The organism is Paenibacillus sp. CCS19 (genome assembly GCF_033239625.1).
In the GTDB taxonomy this organism is placed as follows: Bacteria; Bacillota; Bacilli; order Paenibacillales; family Paenibacillaceae; genus Paenibacillus_T.
Window position 1 is genome coordinate 1 of record NZ_BTCK01000029.1, and the last position, 19536, is coordinate 19536.

At 47.8% G+C, this 19536-nt stretch carries 20 protein-coding genes, 1 pseudogene and 1 riboswitch; of the genes and pseudogenes, 3 read left to right on the plus strand and 18 right to left on the minus strand.

The window, feature by feature from the left end:
- Positions 1 to 101: 101 nt before the first annotated feature.
- From SBI19_RS18750 to SBI19_RS18775, 6 genes and pseudogenes are all read right to left on the minus strand, one after another.
- Complete coding sequence (locus tag SBI19_RS18750) at positions 102 to 593, minus strand: hypothetical protein (RefSeq protein ID WP_317970962.1); 492 nt, start codon at positions 591 to 593, stop codon at positions 102 to 104.
- Between the two features lie 111 nt (positions 594 to 704).
- A complete protein-coding gene (locus SBI19_RS18755) occupies positions 705 to 1151 on the minus strand; it encodes a cell wall hydrolase (RefSeq protein ID WP_317970964.1) in 447 nt (148 codons plus the stop codon).
- Between the two features lie 158 nt (positions 1152 to 1309).
- Positions 1310 to 2005 carry an SGNH/GDSL hydrolase family protein gene (locus tag SBI19_RS18760; protein WP_317970966.1) on the minus strand — a complete coding sequence of 232 codons (696 nt, stop codon included), beginning with the start codon at positions 2003 to 2005 and terminating at the stop codon, positions 1310 to 1312.
- Positions 2006 to 2329: 324 nt separating this feature from the next.
- Entirely contained in the window at positions 2330 to 2830 is a 501-nt protein-coding gene (locus tag SBI19_RS18765) for a TVP38/TMEM64 family protein (protein WP_317970968.1), read from the minus strand.
- 101 nt (positions 2831 to 2931) lie between these two features.
- Complete coding sequence (locus tag SBI19_RS18770; protein ID WP_317970970.1) at positions 2932 to 4110, minus strand: PQQ-dependent sugar dehydrogenase; 1179 nt, start codon at positions 4108 to 4110, stop codon at positions 2932 to 2934.
- Between the two features lie 527 nt (positions 4111 to 4637).
- A pseudogene (locus tag SBI19_RS18775) lies at positions 4638 to 4811 on the minus strand (small acid-soluble spore protein H); the annotation flags it as partial.
- A 134-nt stretch (positions 4812 to 4945) separates the two neighbouring features.
- Between SBI19_RS18775 and SBI19_RS18780 the strand changes: the two are divergent.
- The gene (locus SBI19_RS18780) at positions 4946 to 5782 is read left to right on the plus strand and encodes an alpha/beta hydrolase (RefSeq protein WP_317970972.1); all 837 of its coding nucleotides are present in this window, start codon (positions 4946 to 4948) and stop codon (positions 5780 to 5782) included.
- Between the two features lie 115 nt (positions 5783 to 5897).
- On the opposite strand, the gene SBI19_RS18785 is transcribed toward SBI19_RS18780, so the two are convergent.
- Positions 5898 to 7016 (minus strand): DNA alkylation repair protein, encoded by a 1119-nt coding sequence (locus SBI19_RS18785; protein WP_317970974.1) that lies wholly within the window; start codon positions 7014 to 7016, stop codon positions 5898 to 5900.
- A gap of 104 nt (positions 7017 to 7120) precedes the next feature.
- Here SBI19_RS18785 and SBI19_RS18790 point away from each other — a divergent pair, with 104 nt between their 5' ends.
- Positions 7121 to 7330: an H-type small acid-soluble spore protein gene (locus SBI19_RS18790; protein ID WP_317970976.1), complete on the plus strand. Its 210-nt coding sequence runs from the start codon at positions 7121 to 7123 to the stop codon at positions 7328 to 7330.
- Between the two features lie 81 nt (positions 7331 to 7411).
- On the opposite strand, the gene SBI19_RS18795 is transcribed toward SBI19_RS18790, so the two are convergent.
- The 9 genes from SBI19_RS18795 to SBI19_RS18835 all read right to left on the minus strand — a co-directional run bounded on the left by SBI19_RS18795 (position 7412) and on the right by SBI19_RS18835 (position 15209).
- Positions 7412 to 7702 carry a hypothetical protein gene (locus SBI19_RS18795; protein WP_317970978.1) on the minus strand — a complete coding sequence of 97 codons (291 nt, stop codon included), beginning with the start codon at positions 7700 to 7702 and terminating at the stop codon, positions 7412 to 7414.
- The gene (locus SBI19_RS18800) at positions 7695 to 8267 is read right to left on the minus strand and encodes a CBO0543 family protein (protein ID WP_317970980.1); all 573 of its coding nucleotides are present in this window, start codon (positions 8265 to 8267) and stop codon (positions 7695 to 7697) included. The genes SBI19_RS18795 and SBI19_RS18800 overlap by 8 nt, the downstream gene beginning before the upstream one ends.
- 66 nt (positions 8268 to 8333) lie before the next feature.
- Positions 8334 to 8792: a hypothetical protein gene (locus SBI19_RS18805; protein ID WP_317970982.1), complete on the minus strand. Its 459-nt coding sequence runs from the start codon at positions 8790 to 8792 to the stop codon at positions 8334 to 8336.
- A gap of 2 nt (positions 8793 to 8794) precedes the next feature.
- Complete coding sequence (locus SBI19_RS18810) at positions 8795 to 9577, minus strand: hypothetical protein (protein WP_317970984.1); 783 nt, start codon at positions 9575 to 9577, stop codon at positions 8795 to 8797.
- 98 nt (positions 9578 to 9675) lie between these two features.
- Positions 9676 to 10119 carry a CBO0543 family protein gene (locus SBI19_RS18815; RefSeq protein WP_317970986.1) on the minus strand — a complete coding sequence of 148 codons (444 nt, stop codon included), beginning with the start codon at positions 10117 to 10119 and terminating at the stop codon, positions 9676 to 9678.
- Between the two features lie 120 nt (positions 10120 to 10239).
- A complete protein-coding gene (locus SBI19_RS18820) occupies positions 10240 to 11082 on the minus strand; it encodes a hypothetical protein (RefSeq protein WP_317970988.1) in 843 nt (280 codons plus the stop codon).
- Between the two features lie 5 nt (positions 11083 to 11087).
- Positions 11088 to 11576, minus strand: a complete 489-nt coding sequence (locus SBI19_RS18825) for an anti-sigma factor family protein (protein WP_317970990.1) — start codon at positions 11574 to 11576, stop codon at positions 11088 to 11090.
- Positions 11573 to 12106, minus strand: a complete 534-nt coding sequence (locus tag SBI19_RS18830; protein WP_317970992.1) for an RNA polymerase sigma factor — start codon at positions 12104 to 12106, stop codon at positions 11573 to 11575. Before SBI19_RS18830 ends, SBI19_RS18825 begins: the two co-directional genes overlap by 4 nt.
- 13 nt (positions 12107 to 12119) lie before the next feature.
- Positions 12120 to 15209: an efflux RND transporter permease subunit gene (locus SBI19_RS18835; RefSeq protein WP_317970994.1), complete on the minus strand. Its 3090-nt coding sequence runs from the start codon at positions 15207 to 15209 to the stop codon at positions 12120 to 12122.
- Between the two features lie 301 nt (positions 15210 to 15510).
- On the opposite strand from SBI19_RS18835, the gene SBI19_RS18840 reads away from it, so the two are divergent.
- Complete coding sequence (locus tag SBI19_RS18840; RefSeq protein WP_483312312.1) at positions 15511 to 16677, plus strand: AI-2E family transporter; 1167 nt, start codon at positions 15511 to 15513, stop codon at positions 16675 to 16677.
- 102 nt (positions 16678 to 16779) lie between these two features.
- On the opposite strand, the gene SBI19_RS18845 is transcribed toward SBI19_RS18840, so the two are convergent.
- A complete protein-coding gene (locus SBI19_RS18845) occupies positions 16780 to 17754 on the minus strand; it encodes a DMT family transporter (protein ID WP_317970996.1) in 975 nt (324 codons plus the stop codon).
- 140 nt (positions 17755 to 17894) lie between these two features.
- Positions 17895 to 18039: riboswitch (FMN riboswitch) on the minus strand.
- Positions 18040 to 18194: 155 nt separating this feature from the next.
- Positions 18195 to 19385, minus strand: a complete 1191-nt coding sequence (locus SBI19_RS18850) for an ATP-binding protein (protein ID WP_317970998.1) — start codon at positions 19383 to 19385, stop codon at positions 18195 to 18197.
- Positions 19386 to 19536: the final 151 nt, after the last annotated feature.

Here is a 19536-nt window from a genome sequence, read left to right on the forward strand (position 1 = left end):
CGCGGTGTCGTAATAAACTAAATGGACATTAAAAAGGCTGTCGAGACTTTCTCGACAGCCTGAAAGCCGCATATAGCGGCTTTCGACGTTTAATAGGGCTTCTACTTGTTGTTTAAGTGTTTGTGAACCATGGCTTTCATTGCGGATACGGTCGTTTTCTTATACTGCAGTCCTAGACGAAGCACTTGCAATTGCTCTCGGTGAGACAAGTTCTTAAACCGAGGCTCCTGCTTCATGAACTGACGAATGATTCCCCAACTGCTTGCCGGGGCATCACTTCGCTTGATATGCGGTACCTCATAGGGTAATCTCTGATTCCGAATAAAGTGAATCAATGAATTCAGCTTGGTTGACACTTTGGTCTCGTCTACAAGACAAGGTGCAGTTGTCTTTCTTGTATGCTTCTTCAAGTAATCATAATGGCTGCTGCCGCTTACCAAGACATAGCCGCCAGCTTTCTTGCTCTTGCGGACGATCATGAGCTGCATACAATCTTGCGCGGTCCGTTTGAGTTCCTTGATTCGATTCGTTAATTGGATCGTAAAACCGGGTTTGATCTTGCTAAGGGGGATATATTGAACCGTATATCGCATAGCAGTCATCCCTTCAAGGTATTCTCTCGTCGCATGACACGACAACAACTTTATCCCACTAAACGCCAAGAAACCGCAAATGGCTTGGCATTTAATGAGATAAAGTTCTTATCATCCGAAAGTGTTATATACATTCTCACATTCTTGCGCGGTCGGTTCATAGAAGCAATGCTTCTTCCATCGGCCTACGAACGGCTGATTATACCAAGTTGGCGGACATGGTCCGGGATTGTCGAACGTTCCGGGACGGAAATACCATAAGGAGAATTTGGCCGGCCAATTCCGCTCCCCATTTACAGCTCGTTGTGCGAGACGGCGTTCCCTATCCCTAGCGCTTTGATAGTACATACCGTGTTGCAACGCTTCGAACGCATGCGGCTGGTTGATCATTTGAGGAATTGTCCGGATATTTTTGAAATCGGAGCAATTCGCCCTAATTCGGTTAATGCCAACATTTCCAACGAGGAGCATGCCCATTTCCCCTTCGGTCTCTGCTTCAGCTCGAAGCAACCTTGCCAACATATCAATATCCTGTTGCCGGGCTTTTACAACTGCCATTGGCTCACCCCTAATGATTTCTAGACTCATCATATTGTAGGCGAAGCGGATGTGTGACTGTGGCCTATTTGTTCTTATGCGAGCAGTTCGCCGACTTTCGCCAATAAAAAGCAAAAACAGCCGGTCATAGCGACCGACTGTTCCTGGAGGAGAATGATTTAGAGTATTGCCTTCTCGTACGCTAGTACACCCTCTTTCTGGTGATAGTCATTCCTTGTCCGGACAACTTGGTGATAGACCCTTACAACTTCCTCTGCAATCGCTTGATGACCGACCACGTTCGGATGAATCGGGTTGCCAATCGGTCGCAGGTCGAGAAATCTTCCTTTTCGATACCCGTCGATCCAATTTGACTCGCTGCCCTTGAACAGATGTTCCAAGTCTAGTAGATGGACATCGTACCATTCGATTAATCGTCGAATGTGCTGATTGATGATCTGCGTCGTCTTCTCCATGACCCACCAGTTAGGAAATGGGTTATATATTGTACCAATAAGTATGGTTGTCCCAGGGTGGGATACGAGACTAATGATGCTTCTTATGTTGTTGCACAAGTGCTCTGCTGCCCGGCTTAAACCAGAAGTATTGCCGACTAACAGCGGCAGCGTGTACTTAATGACGTCGTTCCCGCCAATGACAAGCGTCACTAATCGTTGTTCTTCGCACAACCGGTCTCTGCTTCTGGAGATGGATTGCAACAGCTTATCCGACGTCCACCCAGGTTTCGCATGCATCAGCATCTCTACCTCTTCGTTCTCCTCCAGCAGCGATTGAACGTGAGACGGAAAAGGAGAAAGCTTCGTTCTCAAATCGTGCCCAAACGTGATTGAATCGCCTAATGCCAAATAATGCATAGAATCGTCAGCCTCCTACTCTTCTGTCATTCGTGCATCTGTAACACAATGACAAACTTAAGTTACATAATTTAGTATTGTCATTATATGTCATCGTACTATTTTTGTCTAATTGTGGAAGCGCTTTCGACAAATAAATCCATAGATTTGTCCGACTATCATAGTGATGCTATAGAAAATAATAGAATTATCGATAATCCCTCTCGATTTCTGCCGAATCTTCTAAACAACAAAAAAATGCCGCAATAATGCGGCATGGGGTGATAAATGTTCGGACCCTATTGTTGATGAAATGAAATTATCCTGTATCCGGCAACATTCCAGTTATAGCATATCGATCATGACATTGAACATGTTCTGGCCAAACCATACTTCCGCTGCAACGGAGGGGGCTTTACCCAGTATAGTAGCTAGCATGAAAGTGACAATATTCATTTTGGTCCACGCTGCGATGAACGTAATGAGCCCTGACGGTAAGAATGGAATAATTCTAGCTATGAGCAAGAGGCTGAACTGTTTGCCTTGACGGGCATTCATGAATGCTCTGCTCCAACGGCTTTCTCGCTTGTTTTTTCTTCTAATAGTCAATATCCCTTTGCGATATAACCCGTAAGTCACGAAAGCGCCGAGCGCCTCTCCTACAAGAGAGAGGGTGAAACCAAGCGGAAGGCCAAAAACAATTGCATTGGCGCCTGAGAGAAAAACAGACGGCACGATACCTAAGATGCTGATGATTATATTCAGCAGCAAGCTAATCATAATCGCCCATATTCCGAACTCTTGTAACCATTCTGCCGTTTTGTTGACACTAAAAATGCTCTCCATCTGCAAGCCTCTACTTTATCGTTAATAGTCTATCTGCTCAATACGCAATACTCGCATATTACTTCCGTAACGGACGTATTGTCAATGAATGCATCTGTCCCCTACTGATAGCTAACTCGGTAGATGACCCCGCCTTTGTCGTCTGAGATGAGAAGTGCGCCGTCCGTAGTCTGAAGCACCCCTACCGGGCGCCCCCAAACGCCGGAATCCGTTAACCAGCCGGTGAGGAAATCGTCGGGCGGCCCTGTAGGCTCCCCGTTCTCGAAGGGAACGGAGACGATCTTGTATCCGGTCCCTTCTGTACGGTTCCACGATCCATGGAATGTGATGAACAGTCGATCTTGGTACGCTGCCGGGAATTGAGTGCCGCTATAGAATTGCACACCTAGCGGAGCGGAGTGTGCTTGCATTTTCAACGCTGGGGCGTTCGTTGTTGAGCATGAATCGGCTTGTCCGAACTCGGGATCGATGATATCCCCGCCGTGACAGACCGGCCATCCGTAGTCTCCGCCATCCCGAATCATGTTCAGTTCTTCAGGCGGGAGGTCGTCCCCGAGCATGTCTCGCCCATTGTCCACACCGAAGATCGCGCCTGTCTGCGGATGGAAGGCGAAGTCCACCGTATTGCGAAGTCCGGAGGCAAAGAGGCGTCCGTCTGAGCCGTCGGCATTGTAAACCCACATCGCTGCACGGCGGGCGTCCTCCTCTATGCAGACGTTGCAAGATGATCCTATCGTAACGTACATACGTCCATCCTGGCCGAAGTGGACGGTGCGCGTGAAGTGTCCGCCATCCGCAGGCAGGTCCACCAGCTTCTTCCCGCGGGCTCCTGAGCCATCGAAGCGGTAGATCCCGTCCGTGGCACCTACATAGAGCGAGCCCTTATACCATTCTACCCCGTGAGCACCCTCCACGTTCGATGCGTATATCTCAGAAGAGTCTGCGACGCCATCGCCGTCCGCGTCAGGCAGGCGGCTAACCTGGTTGGCATCCATTTCCGCCACATAGACCGCTCCGTCGGGTCCGAGCGCCATATGCCGCGGCTTCTGAAGTCCAGCTGCGAATACCTGAACCGTGAAGCCTGGCGGCACTTGAAGTTTCTGGTCCCCACCGGGATACGTTTCCTGATATTGGGGCGGAACGAGAACCGACACTGGCACCAGATTCGAGCCCAAGACACGAGCTTGGCCAGGTGCAGTAGGGTTTGCCTGCTGGCGGTCAGTGCATGCGGTAAGCAAAAGTACGTTCAACATCAACAGCGTATAAAAGGTCCGCATCATAGAATCTCCTCGTAACAAATTGGTATAGATTCATATAAGTATATTCTATAATTAGCGGACCACGTTAATTGCGCTCTTCTTATTGACGCGCCCTCTGGTAAACGTAATTTGGCTGCTGACTGATCTTGCGTATAATCGCCGGTCGTTCCATTCGGGAAGTTTCCAGATACAGAGCTCTGATTTAAAGTAATTAATCCACCAATTGCCCCTTTCGCGCCTTGTTGCCCTACGGTCAGATTACCGTTTAAGCCGATTGTGTTGCCCGTCAGCGTGAATTGTACCCGGTCAATCGTACTGTAAATTAACGTATAAGGCATTTCATCACGTCCTGTCCTTCTTATCTAACCCATTATATGAATGGATAAAATCGACAAGACTAATCAGACTTGTCAAGACAACACAAAAATGCCGCATTCATCCATGCGGCATTCATCCTATATACCTGAACTAATTCCCTACTCTTCAATCCTACCGTCTGAAACTCGGCATGCCATTTGATCGACTCCCATCGCCATCGTTGATGAGGTCTCGACTAAGCTGCGTACCGGCACTTCGATCTCTTGTTCTGGTTCGGCAAGGGGATAAATCCGGGCTGTCTCCTTGGTTTCGTCAACATGCTGTATGTAGATCGGAACTCCGTTATACGTTACGTCCTCCATAGTCGGAGAATCGGCAATTTCCTTGGCCCGATTAATATCCAATGCATATTCCTCCTCTGCTTCGATCTCCTTACAGTATGAGCGGAGAGGGTATGGAGTATGCATCGTCTCGCTTGTATTGCAACGCTCTCGGTTGTGCGTTACGATTCTATAAAAACTTACTAGGAGAGTCACTCATGACGATCAGCGCAGCTTTGCCTTGGAGAGATGTACTTGCAGATGAGAACAATCATACGATTACTGGCGATGTCCGGATTATCGAGTCCTTCCCGATTCCGCAGCTGCAGACGGAGCGTAGAGTTTGGATCTATCTGCCGAATAGCTATAACGAAGGCGATCGCAGCTACCCGGTACTTTACATGCACGATGGTCAGAATGTGTTCAATCAGGTGACATCCTGGGGAGATGAATGGGGAGTCGATGAGACACTCGAGCAGATGGCGCTTGAGGATCCCTCGCTCGAGGCGATCGTGGTCGCAATCGATCATGGCGGAACCGAACGCAACAATGAATATAACTTCACGATTAATCCGGAGTATGGCTTCGGTGGCAAAGGAGCGGGTTACGCCGAGTTTCTGGCCGAGACGCTCAAACCGTATATCGACAGCCAATATCGGACACTGCCCGAACCCGAGCATGCAATGCTTGTCGGGAGCTCGTTCGGCGCCTATGTCTCGTTGTACACTGCCATACGTTACCCTGATCGATTCGGCCGCGTGGGCGCTGTCTCGTTCGTGATGTGGCACGACAACGGCGGAATTGTCCAGTTGATTCAACAATCGGACCTATCCCCTTCGCTGCGTGTCTATCTCAGCATCGGTGAACAGGAGACCGACAATCCCGAGTTTAATCAAGCTGCCTACGAACAAATTATACTGGCTCGACAGACGTTAATCACGGCAGGTGTTCCTGAGGATCGAATTCGATTCGATTATGTCCCTAAAGGAACGCACCGCGAAGCAACGTGGAGCGTGCTGTTCCTTGAGGTACATCGATGGCTGCTACAGCCATAAAGATATCTCCTCATATCAACTTAGTATGACGACCAAGAAGGGCGTACAATCCCAGACCGCAATATCTGAGATCGTACGCCCTTCTGTCATCTTGTTATGACGCCGTGCTTTCAAATTAAGTCGCCTCTGTCGTGCTGTTCAAGTTAAGTGACGTTCCTGCCACTTCCACTCCATTCACAAGAAGGACGATCCGGTGCTCGCCAGGATAATGCTTGCGCGTCGTCAAGTCGGCGAAATGGTGTGTGCGTTGTCCCGAAACGACTCCGCCTCCGTGTACGGTCTTGTCCGACAGCAAAAACAACTTGCGCGACGTTTTTCCCTTCGCTTTGACGAAATAGATGCCGTATTCGACCCGAATTCGGGCAGGATCGCCTTCGCGCACTTGCAGGTTATAAATCAGCTCGCAGCTGCCGCCTATCAGAAGTTCGGTCGGATTCGCTTTGATCGACGCCGAGACAGCAATTGGCTCGCCGCTCTCCTCTCCGGCATACCCGAACAAGGCGAGCGCTTCCGGTACGGCTTTGCGGACCAGCGTCCTGCAGGCGTGGCGGACAATCCAATCGGTGTCTGGATGAGCACCAATCCAGCTGCTAGCAGTCTGAATCACGAGCTGCGGATGATCTTTGGCGATGTCGTTCAGATTGTTGGCTACGCTTTTGCGTACATAAAGAGACGGATCGGCTTTCAACAGCTTCAACACGTTCAGCACTGGAGCCGGGTCGCGCTTGAATACCGGAAGCGCCTGTCCCCACGGGAGCCGCGGTCTGCATCCTTCACTAGCCAATCGCCTCACATGTTCGTTCGAATGAAGCGCCCATTCACTCATCTGCTTCATCGCCCGCTCCGGATCACGCTCAATAAAGGCGCGAATCGCAAATTCAGCCGACGAACGCGTCGTAAATCGTTCAAGCGCGCGCATGGATAGTTCCCAATCGCGTTTCGATAAACCGTATACCTCAACGAAATCTGGGAAAAACAAATAAGGAAACCCTATGCATTGCTCGTCGATCTGGAATAGAACGTTCAACGCGTCGGCATATGGTTCTGGCAAGTGTGCTCCCAATACGGACGTAATTCGACGAATGCGGCCTTTCAGCTCCAGTGTCTCCCATCCTTCTTGCAGCACGTCGGAGATGAAGCTTTCGGTCTGAAACGGGCTATATGCGCGCCTGACCTTGGTGCCGAATTCTCTTAGGAAAGCTTCGTGGTACATATTTTTCAAAGGCTCTGCCATAAATGAATAATGCCTCCTGTATGCAAACTGATGTTCCCCTCAATGATTTTACCACAATTCAGACAGTTGCAGAAAGGCGTTATTTGGTGAAAGGAGATGACATCGTGGAAGCATACCGAGCGAAGGAAATTGCGGATTCTCCGGATATTATCATCGTGTCGTATCTCGGCGTTCCGGTGTTTATCGAGCATGTTAACGTAGGAGCCGGCACGGCAAGAATTCATCCGCTGGACAATCCAGAAGAGGAGCAGACGGTACCGGTCGACGTATTGTCGGAGCAGATGGACGACGAGTTTGATGTGCCGTTGTTGTAAGATCCACCAGCGAAACGATATCACACACCAAAGGCAGCAGATCCCGAGATCTGCTGCCTTTCTTCAACTGTCCGAGCCTTTCTAATCAATACCATCCTTAAAATGTGGCGTATGTCGTTTGTCTCCTTTATGGTCCTGGTCATCGACTGTTTCTTCAAGAACCTCCAATATCGACCGTCGAGCTATTTCGAGCCCCTTTCGTACGCCTGCTTCATACTGGCCTGAAATATCTTTATCCCCGCTCAATTGCCCTTGTGAAACCTCGGCATAATGTTCATGTTCTCTGTCGTTGATTCTGTCTGCAATATGGGTCACGAATTTGCCTACGTCGCGATGTTCACCCATCAGTTTTTGAGCTTCTTCATTAAGCATGTACATTCTCCTTAAACTTTTTTAATTTTTTAACAATTAATTCAATCAGCCATCGAACAAACACCGCTTTGGCAATATACAACGGGAAGGAATATATGTATCGCCAATGATCCAGGTCATAAATGTTGAGCCAGACTGAAATCGGTTCAGCAATGAAAGAAAACGCCATTGCCATTACGACATTGGCAATAATAAAGGACTTCCAGCTTCGGAAATATTGATAAACCATCATGTGGAACACAGGTAATACGGATAAATCAATTGTGCTCTGGCGTGGGACTAACATAAGGATCTGGTACGGGTATGACCATAACCCGAGTTCGCCGCCAGTATCATCAAGTAGAATAATGACGATGGAAAGCACCGCACCGTAAAGTAGAATTTCCTTCACCCTTGCTTTATCAACCAGCTTCCACCAAATGACCCATTGTACAAAGATAAGGACAAGCAGAAGCCACCACTGAAAGGAGAACAGAACATGGTGATAAAAATATTGCTCCCTCATTTCCGTAAGCTTATGGTCGACTGCCTTTATTTCGTCAAAGGTGGGATATTCGCCTGACACAAGTGATGCAGCTCCTTTGTTCATTTCTCCGATTTATGGTTTAAGGAATGTTCCAGTCATTGTCTGCTATCGGGTTACAGCCAAGCCGTAAGCTTTATGGTCCCAGAGTATATCTTCTACGACCGCTGCCTGATGATCTTCACACGCAACAACGAGTATGACGTCGCCCTTTTTCCCTTTTTTGATTTCGAGTTTATTTTTGTTGCGATTCACAAGGTAAATGACCCAATTGATGGCCACTCCGACAATAAAACCGAACGCAGCACCGGCAAGCCCCCAGATGATGGGTCCCCCTTTCCATACGAACCCTTTGCTGGCGCCTATGGTTGCAAACATAAAGCCTAGGACCATCCCTTTATCGATAAAGGACAGTCCGTCTGCACGGTGGATGCTGTCGAGCAGCCGCGGTTCTTTTTTGCGCAGGTCGAGAGGAACTGCGTAAATGCTTGTAATCCCCTTTGCTTCAAGCTCAGTAAGGGCGATTTCAAGAAGGGTTGAGTATTCGAATGTTGCGAAAATTTGCATGATCACCGATCCTCGACTTTCAAGACATGTCCAGCAGGCTGGTAATTGCTTATCAGGTATGCCTTCTGAGCATCATCAAACAATTTATTATTCTCTACGGTGTTCGTATAGGCATCATAAATCGTAAAGAAGTAAAACGACGGAAAATACAACACCCATTGTTTATCAAGGACCGATGTGGAGGATTCCAAATCCCCTAAGATAAGGTAGTGGATGGAAAGAATCAGATTGGAATTCCATATGATCACAATTGTGCTAATCAGAATAAACGATGCCAAGACGATGCGATGCAAATAGAGCTGCCCCAAACTAGGAATTCCCATTGACCATACAGCAGCCAGCCACGGCTTGCGTTTATCAAGGTAATTAATCTCAAGCGCTCCAATGCTAAATTCATTGAATGGCCCTTGTTCCCGATTGGCTAGAACATAAATCTTGTTCATATCAACAGATGTTCTATAACTATCGTAGATCGCGAATAAATACACAGGAATATACAGAGACATGAATTTAGGATCCATGACATCTCTGGCTGCCTGAAACTCCCCGTTGAAGGTATGCACGATCGCTAAATTCAAGTGAATTTTCTGATTGATAAAGATCTCCCACAGAATAAGGGCATATCCACGCAAATATTTGTTCAACAGTAAATGTCCAAATCCAGGAAAGGCCATCGACCAACAGGCTATCCCGAATGGATTTCGTTTATGTATTTGCGATGTCCCTAAGATACTTACATGGGCTACATAACGTCGGCTGCGGTACTTTTCTCTGAAGTTTTCCATTAGACCCCCGAATATTTGCCAAGTATACGAGCATAGGGTGTCTTTTACCGAAAAGATTTATTCAAATCCTGTCAAGAAGTCGGCAAACGATACGGCGCTTATTCCCTTTTTAACTTACTGTACAAATATACGATTAGGAATGCCGCGCAGTAGGTAGTGAAGGTCCAAACGACATGCCACCCATTGCCATATATAACCCTTCCGATAATAACGAGGATGTACTCCGCCAGCGTTATTCCTATGCTCCACACAACAATTAATTTCACAGGTGACCAAATTCGCTTTTCTGTAAAATGGATAAGGAATACTCCCCACACCGGATACATGCCTAAATTGTATGGGATTGCGGAATAAGACTCATTCTCTTCGACAATCGGCTTAACGATCCAAAAACCATGTTTGACGAAGAAGTCGTTGAGAAGAAAAGCGATGACGGAGCTGATCGGGAAGATTCGAATGAGCAGCCTGATTTTATGTGGAATGGGAGCAATAACGACGCATAGCCAAGGAATGATCAATCCGACAATATAGTTAAAAATCATGCATTCACCTTCTTACTCCAGTTTCAGATAGTATTTACAATCGATATCCATACAACGCAACAGAAGTGGAGCTTCTTGCCTCGGCAGTGCCCCGAAAGAAAAAGAGCCGCTAGAAATATCCTAGCGACTCTTGCTTGAACGTTGTCGGATCGATGCTAACCCGTCCACACAAACACCAAGCGAAATCATTGTAACGATGAGCAGAACGATCCATCCTAAGACAGGAATATTAATAGCTGAGGCGATTACGATCGCTCCAACCATCACTTTCAACCATGTCGGGTTCGCTTCCGCAAAGCGAATTTGTTCCCCTAGACGATGACTGATGACGGTTAGCCCAGTAAATACAGCAATGATGAACGCAATCAGAATGAAGATCAATATTGGAATTCCGACGATCGTAATGGCCAGCAACGCGCTAATCGCTATAAGCGCTAAGCCACTTAAGAAACCGATGTATAACAAGCGGCTCCAAGACGATGCTGCGTAATGGCCGATCAAGGAACGCATCTTCTTCTTTCCTAACAGACCAATAAGTGTCGGTACAAGAATAAGCAGGATGACAATACCCAGCTGTATCATCCATAATCCAACCGTAAGGCTCCCTCCGATTAATAAACTGGTCTGTGTCGGATCATCCAGCGACAGATTATACACGTCATCCCCAATGAGCGTACCTGGCTCCTGATTGACTTGTCCACCAATAACAACGATCATGCCGTCTATCTGGGCAGTATTAGCTGCGTGCAGGTCACCATTAATAACAACAACAATACCTGTAACGTGTCCAAGGACTTCTGCATCTCCTCCGACAACGTATACGTCATCAACGGTCTGGCCGACTGGAACGATCGTGTTCTGATGTTCGAAAACAGCTGCCGCAGATGTGCGGTCGGGCGTCATAACCAAGAACACAATAAGGATGCAACTGAACACGTATGCCATTCGTTTCATCGAAGTCATTGTGGTCATCCTCCCTCCATCGATGTTAGACGTATTGCTCTTCTCAGATAATAAATGGACGTGAACAAGACGAAGATCGATAAGAATACAGCTGTTGCCGAAATAATGGGAATGCTCGCCATGAAATGAGTCGACATGTACAAGAAAGCGGATAGCAATCGTATAAAGCTATGGATGAACTTAACGACCATCATACTCCTCGTAATTCCGAACAGGATGAAGATGAATCCAGCTAACAACGGAAGTAATAGCCATCTCTTGCGAATTGTCACTCGTTGTTCCTGTTGAATGGCTTGCATGACATGGATATCAAAATCAATGGGTGCTTGCTTGTATTGGAATGCATCATGTACCTGCGCTTGGAAGCTTAACCAATCTTGCAGTAACGCCTGACAGGACGCACAGCTCTCGAGGTGAGCTTCGACCGCGAGCTTTTCTTCTTCAGTCAACTCATTGTCCAAGTAGGCTAACAATTGATCTTCAAGATGGTTCATACAGGCTCCTCCTTCCTTAATTGTTTGCGTAGTGCCATACGAGCTGCGAACAATCGAGATTTGACCGTGCCTAACGGAACTTTGGTCACCTGTGCAATCTCTTCATATCGGTAGCCCTGTACATCGTGCAATAGGATGACCTCGCGATGCTCCACGGACAGCCCTGCGATTGCGTCTTCGATCGACAGTCTCTCGGAAGGATCAGATGCTTCCCTGGTATCTATCATCGAATCGTCGGCTTCCTCCTGGAAACCCTGTTCTTTCATCTTCTTCATGATTCGGTTTTTGGATAGGTTAGATACGATTCTGAAAAACCATGATGCGAATGCGAACTCACTTTCAAGACTAGATAAAGAGTAATATGCCTTCACAAAAGCTTCTTGTGCAACGTCTTCGGCATCCATCCGATCATTCAACATACCTAGCGCGTAACGGTACACTGGATCTTTGAATCGCTTGACGAGTTGGGCGTATGCATCCTTATCTCCATGCTTGGCAAGATGAATGATTCGATATAACTCCTCGTCCACTCCTCATCAACCCCTACTGTTCTGCAGCCTTCCTGCCTTGCATCCATTCATAAATAATCGGAATGACGATAAAGCTGTTCAGCGTGGAAGTGATCATCCCGCCGATTACTACAATGCCAAGCACTTGCGAAATAACGGTATCTGCATGATGTGTCAACGCAAGCGGCAGCAGCGTCAATATGGTTGTGCCGGCGGTCATGAAGATCGGTCTTACACGCGACAGGCTTCCAGACATAACAGCTTCGCGCAGCGGCATGCCTTCTTTACGGTTGCGTTCGATTCTGTCAATTAGCACAATTCCGTTCGTAACCACGATACCGGTGAGCATCAGTACGCCGATCAAGGCGGCAAGATCCCACTGTCCTTGAATCCCGTACAGAGCAATTACAACGCCGGACAACGCAAGCGGGATACTAATCAGCACTGCGAGCGGTGCTTTCCATCCTTTGAATACGACGCTCGTGATTAAGAGTACTAGAAGAATCGAAATCACGACAGCGATCGTCATCTCGATGATCATTTGCGTTATTTGAGCTGTAATTCCCCCTGTGGAGTAGACTACTCCGCTTGGCAGTTGGATTTGCGACAATGATTCGTTCACAGCCTTGGACACTTTGCTCATATCCTTTGATGTGATTTGTGCGGATACGATTGCGACAGGCTTGCCATCTTGTTCTACGATCGAGGAAGGTGCGCTGCTCGCTTGGATGGAAGCGACCTGATCCAGACGGTAGGTCTGGGTTCCCGTACCATGTAAGGTCTCCGCTGATAGCGAATCCAGCACCTGCTGTGGTGTATAGACAGGCAAGGCAGCATCATTATTCGTTCCCTCTCGAATCGGATCAATATACACATCAACTGGAATACTGCCATTCCCATTCGACACAGGAAGATCAAAGTCTTTCCCTTTGGCGAGATAGCGCGCTACAATCTGATTGATTTCCGCCGGCTGGATGCCTGCTGCCTCTACCTTCGCTTTGTCAATCTGAACATCGAATTTGGGAATTCCATTCGTCAGGTCCGATTGACCGGCAACGGCTAAGCCTGATATGGCAGCGAGCTTGGTGCGCACTAACTGAGCTGACTGATCCAGCGTTTGTTGGTCCGAACCTGAAAGCTTAATTTGGATCGACGAGTCATCGCCGGCCAGGCTTTGATTCGTCACGGTAATGACAGCTCGATCCGCAATCGGGGACAGCTCGGCTTGCAAATTAGTGATCGCAGCATCGACCTCTTGCTTGTCCTTCACGACAACCGATAAATTCGCGACATTCGGCTGTTGAATATATCCGCCACCTTGATCGAACACATCATCTGCAGTCGGCGTGAAGGAAGAACCGAATACTGCCGAATAGGAATCGACCATCGAATCCTGGTACAGAGCGGCTTCCACTTGTTTCACCTTGTTATCGACGGCTGACAGCGGCGATCCTTTGGGCAGTTCAATCTTGATTGCGACTTGTCCAGTGGTCGAGCTTGGCAGCAGGCTGAAAGGCAGCAGTGCGGCAAAGATCCCAGCAGCAATAAACAATAGAAGCGAAATGCTAATGACCGATTTCTTATGCTTGAGTACTAGAACAAGTATTGGCTTCATTATTGGTTCCAGTGTAATTGCCTTTCCCTTCGGCTCCTTCCAGCCCATGAATGCGAACGTTGGAATCACCACCATAGCAACAAGGAACGATACGGCAAGCGAAATAACGACCGACCAAGCAAAACCGGAATAAGATGCGCCGACGATGCCTCCGACTAAGGCGATTGGCACATAGACAGCAATCGTTGTCGCAGTCGATGCGAAGATCGCAGGCAGCATTTCTACGACAGCGGAAGCCAGTATTGGCAGGATCGGTTTTCCTTTGTTCTCTTGCTCACGACTATACATGTTATCCAGAATAACGATCGCATCATCTACGATACGCCCCATCGCGACTATGAGACCTGAGACAGTAAGAATATTCAATGTAACACCCATCGATTTGAGCACTGCCGTTGCAGCAAGCAGCGAGATTGGTAACGAAACGGCAATAAGAAGCGTTGAACGTACATTGCGGAAGAAATACAGTACGCATAACATCGAGAACAGACAGCCTAGCAGGCCTTCGCGAACTAGTCCCATCAGGGAGTGGTTCAATTCTTGGGCTCGATCAGTCAGCAATTGCATCTCTACCTCATGTTTCTGTACAGCAGGAATAGCGTTCACACGCGCTTTCACTTGTTTCGCTGTGTCCGTAATCGTGGCCGAAGGGGTTTTGATTACGTTAATCTGTACACTCGCCTTGCCATTGGTGCGCGATACCGTCTTCACATCTGTCAGCGACGGTGATACGGAGGCGACCTCATATAAAGGGACGGCATGATCTTTATTTTTAATTTGCAAATTGCGCAGGTCCTGTTCGCCTAAATCCCAACCGTCGATTCTGATCGGGAAGGTGCTCTTCACATTCGCTGCATTTCCTTGAAGGGATGGAATATCCGCTGTGATCGATTTGTTGAAATCATCGAGCGTGAATCCTTTAGCCGTCAAATCCTTCATCCGCACGAGTACGACGTAACCTTTATTCGCACCGCCAACCGTCTGTACATCCGATACGCCAGGAACGGATTTTAACTGTTTGACGATCTCCATCTGCGTCGTGGATTGGAGGGTTAGTTCGTCTATGCTGTTGCTTGCTGATGTAAGGCTGTAACTTAGAATAGGGAATGTGCTGGACGTCAACCTTGTTACGACAGGTTTGTTCAACCCATCAGGAAGATCGGCGTCGATTAATGCCATTTTCACATCACTTTCTGCTCTGTCCATGTTGTAATCCATTGGAAAAGCAAGATTCAAGAGCACGCCGCCATCGTACGAAGTCGTTTGAATACTCGTTAGACCATTGGTTCGGTGTAAAGCCTCCTCCAGCGGAGCAGCAACATCATGTTTAATCTGATCGGCCTGATAGGACGATGCTCGCAGCGACACCATCATGGTTGTGTTATTAATTCCTGGCAAGTAGTCGCGCTGCATTTGGTACGCCGAGACGCCACCCCAAGCGAGAATGAGTACAACAAAGATAAGGATAATAACGGATCGCTGCATAACCGTTTCAATCAATCGCTTCATAGTAATGACTCCTTTCGGTTTGTATATGAGAAAGGACAGACGCGATGGCCGATTTGTTCATAGGAACTTATTTGTATTTATTGGAAATAATAAAAGCCGCCATTATAGGCGGCTTGAATTTATTCATCTGATTAAAGGTGTAATGTTACATTTTGATAAAAAGATCGTCTACATGACGCACTTCATTTGAACTCTGTTCTAGACACCAGTATGATGTATATATGTGGTTAGTTGTTAAGCGTTTGAATCGCTATCATACGTTTGACGAGCCTTCTTTATGAATGAAAGGACGTGCGTCCCGTTGACCAAAACACGTCAGGTGACGGAGAGATTGAAGTTCATGCTTTTGAATCAGAAGTTGTTCAGTTTCCTTCTTATCTTACTAATGATTGGGGTGAATATTTTTGTCATTAGCAAGATAACCTTTGTATTCCATCCGCTGAAGATTTTGCTTGAAACGGTGTTCCTGCCTATTCTGCTAACCGGCGTCGCTTACTATCTGCTTAATCCGATCGTCGAGTTCTTAGAGAAGCGGAATATTAAACGGGCCTATTCCATATTGGCTCTGTATTTACTAGTTGCTGGCATCATTACACTGATCGTTCTCGCAGTCATTCCGCTGTTAAAGGAACAAATCACAGGATTAATCGATCAATTCCCAGCATTTAGCCGAGAAGCGCAGCTCCGATTCGAAGACCTGATCGGCAGCGAGTACTTCAACCAATTCCAGCAAGCGACTGGATTTGATGCTGCAAGCATGACCGATGCCTTCTCGAGTTATGCAACTAATATTCTTAACAATGCATGGAATAGCATTGGCGGATTCGTTGGCGCGCTTACTGAAACCGTGCTGTCGATTATCGTCGTTCCGTTTATTCTCTTCTACCTATTGAAAGATCGTCGCAAATTAGCTCCCTATGTGCTTGATTTTCTGCCGACCAAATTACGTAATCGTTCGTTCACCGTCATGCTGGAGATGAATCACCAGATCAGCTCCTATATTCGCGGGCAAATTCTTGACAGCCTTTGTGTCGGTGTACTTTTATACATTGGTTACTTAATTATAGGATTGGATTATTCACTCGTTCTGGCTGTCACTGCAGCCTGCACGAGCGTCGTTCCTTATTTGGGGCCTGCGATTGCAATTGCTCCAGCGTTAGTTGTCGCCATGGTTACCTCCCCGATCATGCTGTTGAAAATGGTCGTCGTATGGACGCTTATTCAGCTCTTCGAAGGTAAACTCATTACGCCTCAAATTATGGGCAAAGCGATGCGCATCCATCCGATCACGATTATTTTCGTTATCCTTACGGCCGGGAAGCTATTCGGAATTGTCGGCATTATTCTCGCGGTTCCGGGGTACGCCATTCTGAAAGTTATCGTGACCCACTTGTTCAGGTGGTTTAAATCGTATTCAGGCTTATATGAAGCGAATAAGGAACCCGATTATGAGATTCCCAAATCTTGATTGTACATAGCAGTCGCTTAGCAGATAAAACAAAAAGTCGCGAATCATCGCGACTTTTTGTTTTGCGTTCATATAGGTTATCACAGACTGGATTGCGGTAAATCAGATCGCCGCGGGTCTGACGATTCCTTCCGATCTGGCTGAACGTTCTTGCTGGCGTGATATGATAAGCAGCGTCGCCCAGATTAGGATGAAGCCAATGATTTGGGTGAAGGTCGCTGCCTGCTGAAACACAACATAGTTGATCAGCACACCAACCATCGGGAAACTTAGTTCCGCCAGTGTGGCATAAGAAGCCTTGATGGCGCTCAAGCCCTTGTAGTACAGCAGCAAGCTCAAAAGTCCTGGCAGCAGCGCCTGCAGCAGCAGATTGAGGGCGACAAGCGTCATACCTTTTGCCTCGCTCGGAAGCGTCCATGCTTGGTGTTCTCCAAGGGTCAACGCAAGCAGAAACGGGAGCGCTAGAATAAAGCGAAGCGATGTCACCGTCTCGTAATTGACAGCTTGCAGCAAGTACCGACCCATGACGGTGGAACCGCCCCACAGCAGTGCCGCTCCAATCGCCATCAGACTGCCTGTCTGCAGCATTTCGCTATAATCGGAGAACGGGAGCTTCAGGCCAAAGGTCAGTAAGTATGTGCCTAGTATCGCAATGAAGAACAGCATGCCGAATGATTTCGGTAACCTCTCCTTCAACAGCCACTTGGCCATCAGGATAGCGAACAAGGGTTGGAGCTTCTGAAGCAGAAGAACCGAGTTCAAATCGCCTGCTGCCAGCCCCTTCGTGAACAGAACGGTTGCAAGTGCGGAACCGCCCCATGAGACGAACAGAAGCGCACCGAAATGGCGAAGCTTGATCTTGCGGAGCTGCTGGCGATGCTTCCACAACACCGGAGCCATGAACAGCACTAGAATGACGTGCTCCATCAATGCAATCTGAGTCGAAGTAAGATAATCGAGCAGCAGCATGCGGAACAGCGGGTCGACTCCCCATAAAGCGGAGCCAAGTACGACAAACCCAAACGCGGGTTTTATCGCTCGTTTGTTGAACAATGGCGAAGAAATCAAGTTACTCATGGTTGAATGCTCCTTCTCGTGCATCCAACCTTCAGGGATGATATGGCTTATTATGGAGTTGCTAAAGAAAAGCCCCGTTTCGTAATGACAATACGAAACGGGGCTGGCCAAATAGAACATGCCGTCGGCATGCTGTATAAGGCGATCTTCTCCCATCCGGACTTTACCGTCGGCCTTGGATTCACACCAAGTCAGTCTCTGTGCCGCTAGTCGGCTCGGAGAGTCGCGGGCTTAGCTATACAGCTTCACCGCCGGTCAGGAATTTCACCTGCCCCGAAGATCAGTATGCAATAATGGTTTATGACTAACGCTACATTACCTCTCATGCTGTTCTGTGACTATGTTATGCATCACGTGAACGATAAAAAAGTAAGTAGCAAACATTTTTTATAATCATAAGTTCAACAGCGGCTATTGTCAAGCACCGAATGATGGAATCGTTAATTGATTTGCGCTGCATGACATTTAGGAAATGCAACCGTAAACGTCGTCCCGCTGCTATTGCTCTCAACCTTGATGTCCGCCCCATGGCGGCTAATGATTTCATAACAGATCGACAAGCCTAGTCCGGTGCCGCTGCCTTTGGTCGTGAAGAATGGTGTTCCAAGTCGCTCAAGCACGGAAGGCGGCATCCCTTCTCCTTCGTCCTGCACCGTAAATCCGACCGTATGAGAATTGTCGAACAGCTCGACGCGGATTTCTGCTCCTACAGGCGAAGCTTCCAGACCGTTTCGAACGAGATTGATCAACACCTGCTGAATTTCCTTCTTGTTCATGCAGACGTGCGATACCGCTTGCTGTTCGAAGGTTAACCTCTTCCCCCTCATTAAGGCATCTGCTTCGAGCAGCGGCATCACTACCATGAATACATCGAGCAGACCGCTCATCTCGCGATCGTCGGTAGGTGATTTGGACAAGGATAGGAAATTGCCGATAATGGCGTTGGCACGATCCAATTCGCTGATGATGAGATCGTAATGCGGGCTGAGCTGCCCCGTCGGCTGAAGACTATTCATCAATTGCAGGAAGCCTCTTACGGTCGCGATCGGATTCCTCACCTCGTGGCTGATGCTTGCAGCCATTTGCGCTACTAAGCTCAGCCGGTCTAGTCGTTCTAACTCGCTGCGAAGCTTTAACTGTTCTTCGTTCCGTTCCGCAACTAAGCTCTCGAGATATTCTTTGTCCGCTTTCATTTGACGTTCTTGCAGTACGAATTCTGTAATGTCCTCCGATGTGGCCAGTACGCCGAGTACTTCCCCCGCTTCGTCAAGAATCGGCGACGTGTTCCAGACCGATATCATGCGGTGGCCATCCTCCCAGACAAGCTCGAGCACCTCATTAAGGACTTCGATTTTATGTCGGGCAGTTCGCTGCATCGGCATCTCATCGGGTGATATCACGATCCGGTTTCGATATACACTAACTTGCGGTGGAGTGGTGGATGAATGCGAGAAATCCTCGCCTTCCGATACACGGAGCATTCGGGCAGCCTTCCGATTATGTAGAATCGTTGTGCAGAGCGGATCCGTCGCGATGGAGACGCCGCCAGGGCATTTACTGAATATATCCCAATATGGGGATGGAATCATGTAAGCGTTCGTTATGTTACATTCAGTTGATTGTTCTAGCATAAGCTCGAACCCCTCCTTCGTCGACCGGTTCATGATGAGCGAAAACGACCGTTTCATATTCATCCATGTTTATTACTAGATTACGACTCAATCGTTTCTTCATTATCTATTCAACTTGAAGGAAACATATCCTGTTAGTATAAGTAACTTG

Coding starts and splice junctions, on each gene's coding strand:
- SBI19_RS18780 (WP_317970972.1), top strand. CDS start 4,946: ATGACGATCAGCGCAGCTTTGCCTTGGAGAGATGTACTTGCAGATGAG.
- SBI19_RS18755 (WP_317970964.1), bottom strand. CDS start 1,151: ATGGCAGTTGTAAAAGCCCGGCAACAGGATATTGATATGTTGGCAAGG.
- SBI19_RS18835 (WP_317970994.1), bottom strand. CDS start 15,209: ATGAAGCGATTGATTGAAACGGTTATGCAGCGATCCGTTATTATCCTT.
- SBI19_RS18815 (WP_317970986.1), bottom strand. CDS start 10,119: ATGATTTTTAACTATATTGTCGGATTGATCATTCCTTGGCTATGCGTC.
- SBI19_RS18765 (WP_317970968.1), bottom strand. CDS start 2,830: ATGGAGAGCATTTTTAGTGTCAACAAAACGGCAGAATGGTTACAAGAG.
- SBI19_RS18820 (WP_317970988.1), bottom strand. CDS start 11,082: ATGACTTCGATGAAACGAATGGCATACGTGTTCAGTTGCATCCTTATT.
- SBI19_RS18770 (WP_317970970.1), bottom strand. CDS start 4,110: ATGATGCGGACCTTTTATACGCTGTTGATGTTGAACGTACTTTTGCTT.
- SBI19_RS18760 (WP_317970966.1), bottom strand. CDS start 2,005: ATGCATTATTTGGCATTAGGCGATTCAATCACGTTTGGGCACGATTTG.
- SBI19_RS18845 (WP_317970996.1), bottom strand. CDS start 17,754: ATGAGTAACTTGATTTCTTCGCCATTGTTCAACAAACGAGCGATAAAA.
- SBI19_RS18825 (WP_317970990.1), bottom strand. CDS start 11,576: ATGAACCATCTTGAAGATCAATTGTTAGCCTACTTGGACAATGAGTTG.
- SBI19_RS18805 (WP_317970982.1), bottom strand. CDS start 8,792: ATGCAAATTTTCGCAACATTCGAATACTCAACCCTTCTTGAAATCGCC.
- SBI19_RS18795 (WP_317970978.1), bottom strand. CDS start 7,702: ATGCTTAATGAAGAAGCTCAAAAACTGATGGGTGAACATCGCGACGTA.
- SBI19_RS18810 (WP_317970984.1), bottom strand. CDS start 9,577: ATGGAAAACTTCAGAGAAAAGTACCGCAGCCGACGTTATGTAGCCCAT.
- SBI19_RS18850 (WP_317970998.1), bottom strand. CDS start 19,385: ATGCTAGAACAATCAACTGAATGTAACATAACGAACGCTTACATGATT.
- SBI19_RS18785 (WP_317970974.1), bottom strand. CDS start 7,016: ATGGCAGAGCCTTTGAAAAATATGTACCACGAAGCTTTCCTAAGAGAA.
- SBI19_RS18750 (WP_317970962.1), bottom strand. CDS start 593: ATGCGATATACGGTTCAATATATCCCCCTTAGCAAGATCAAACCCGGT.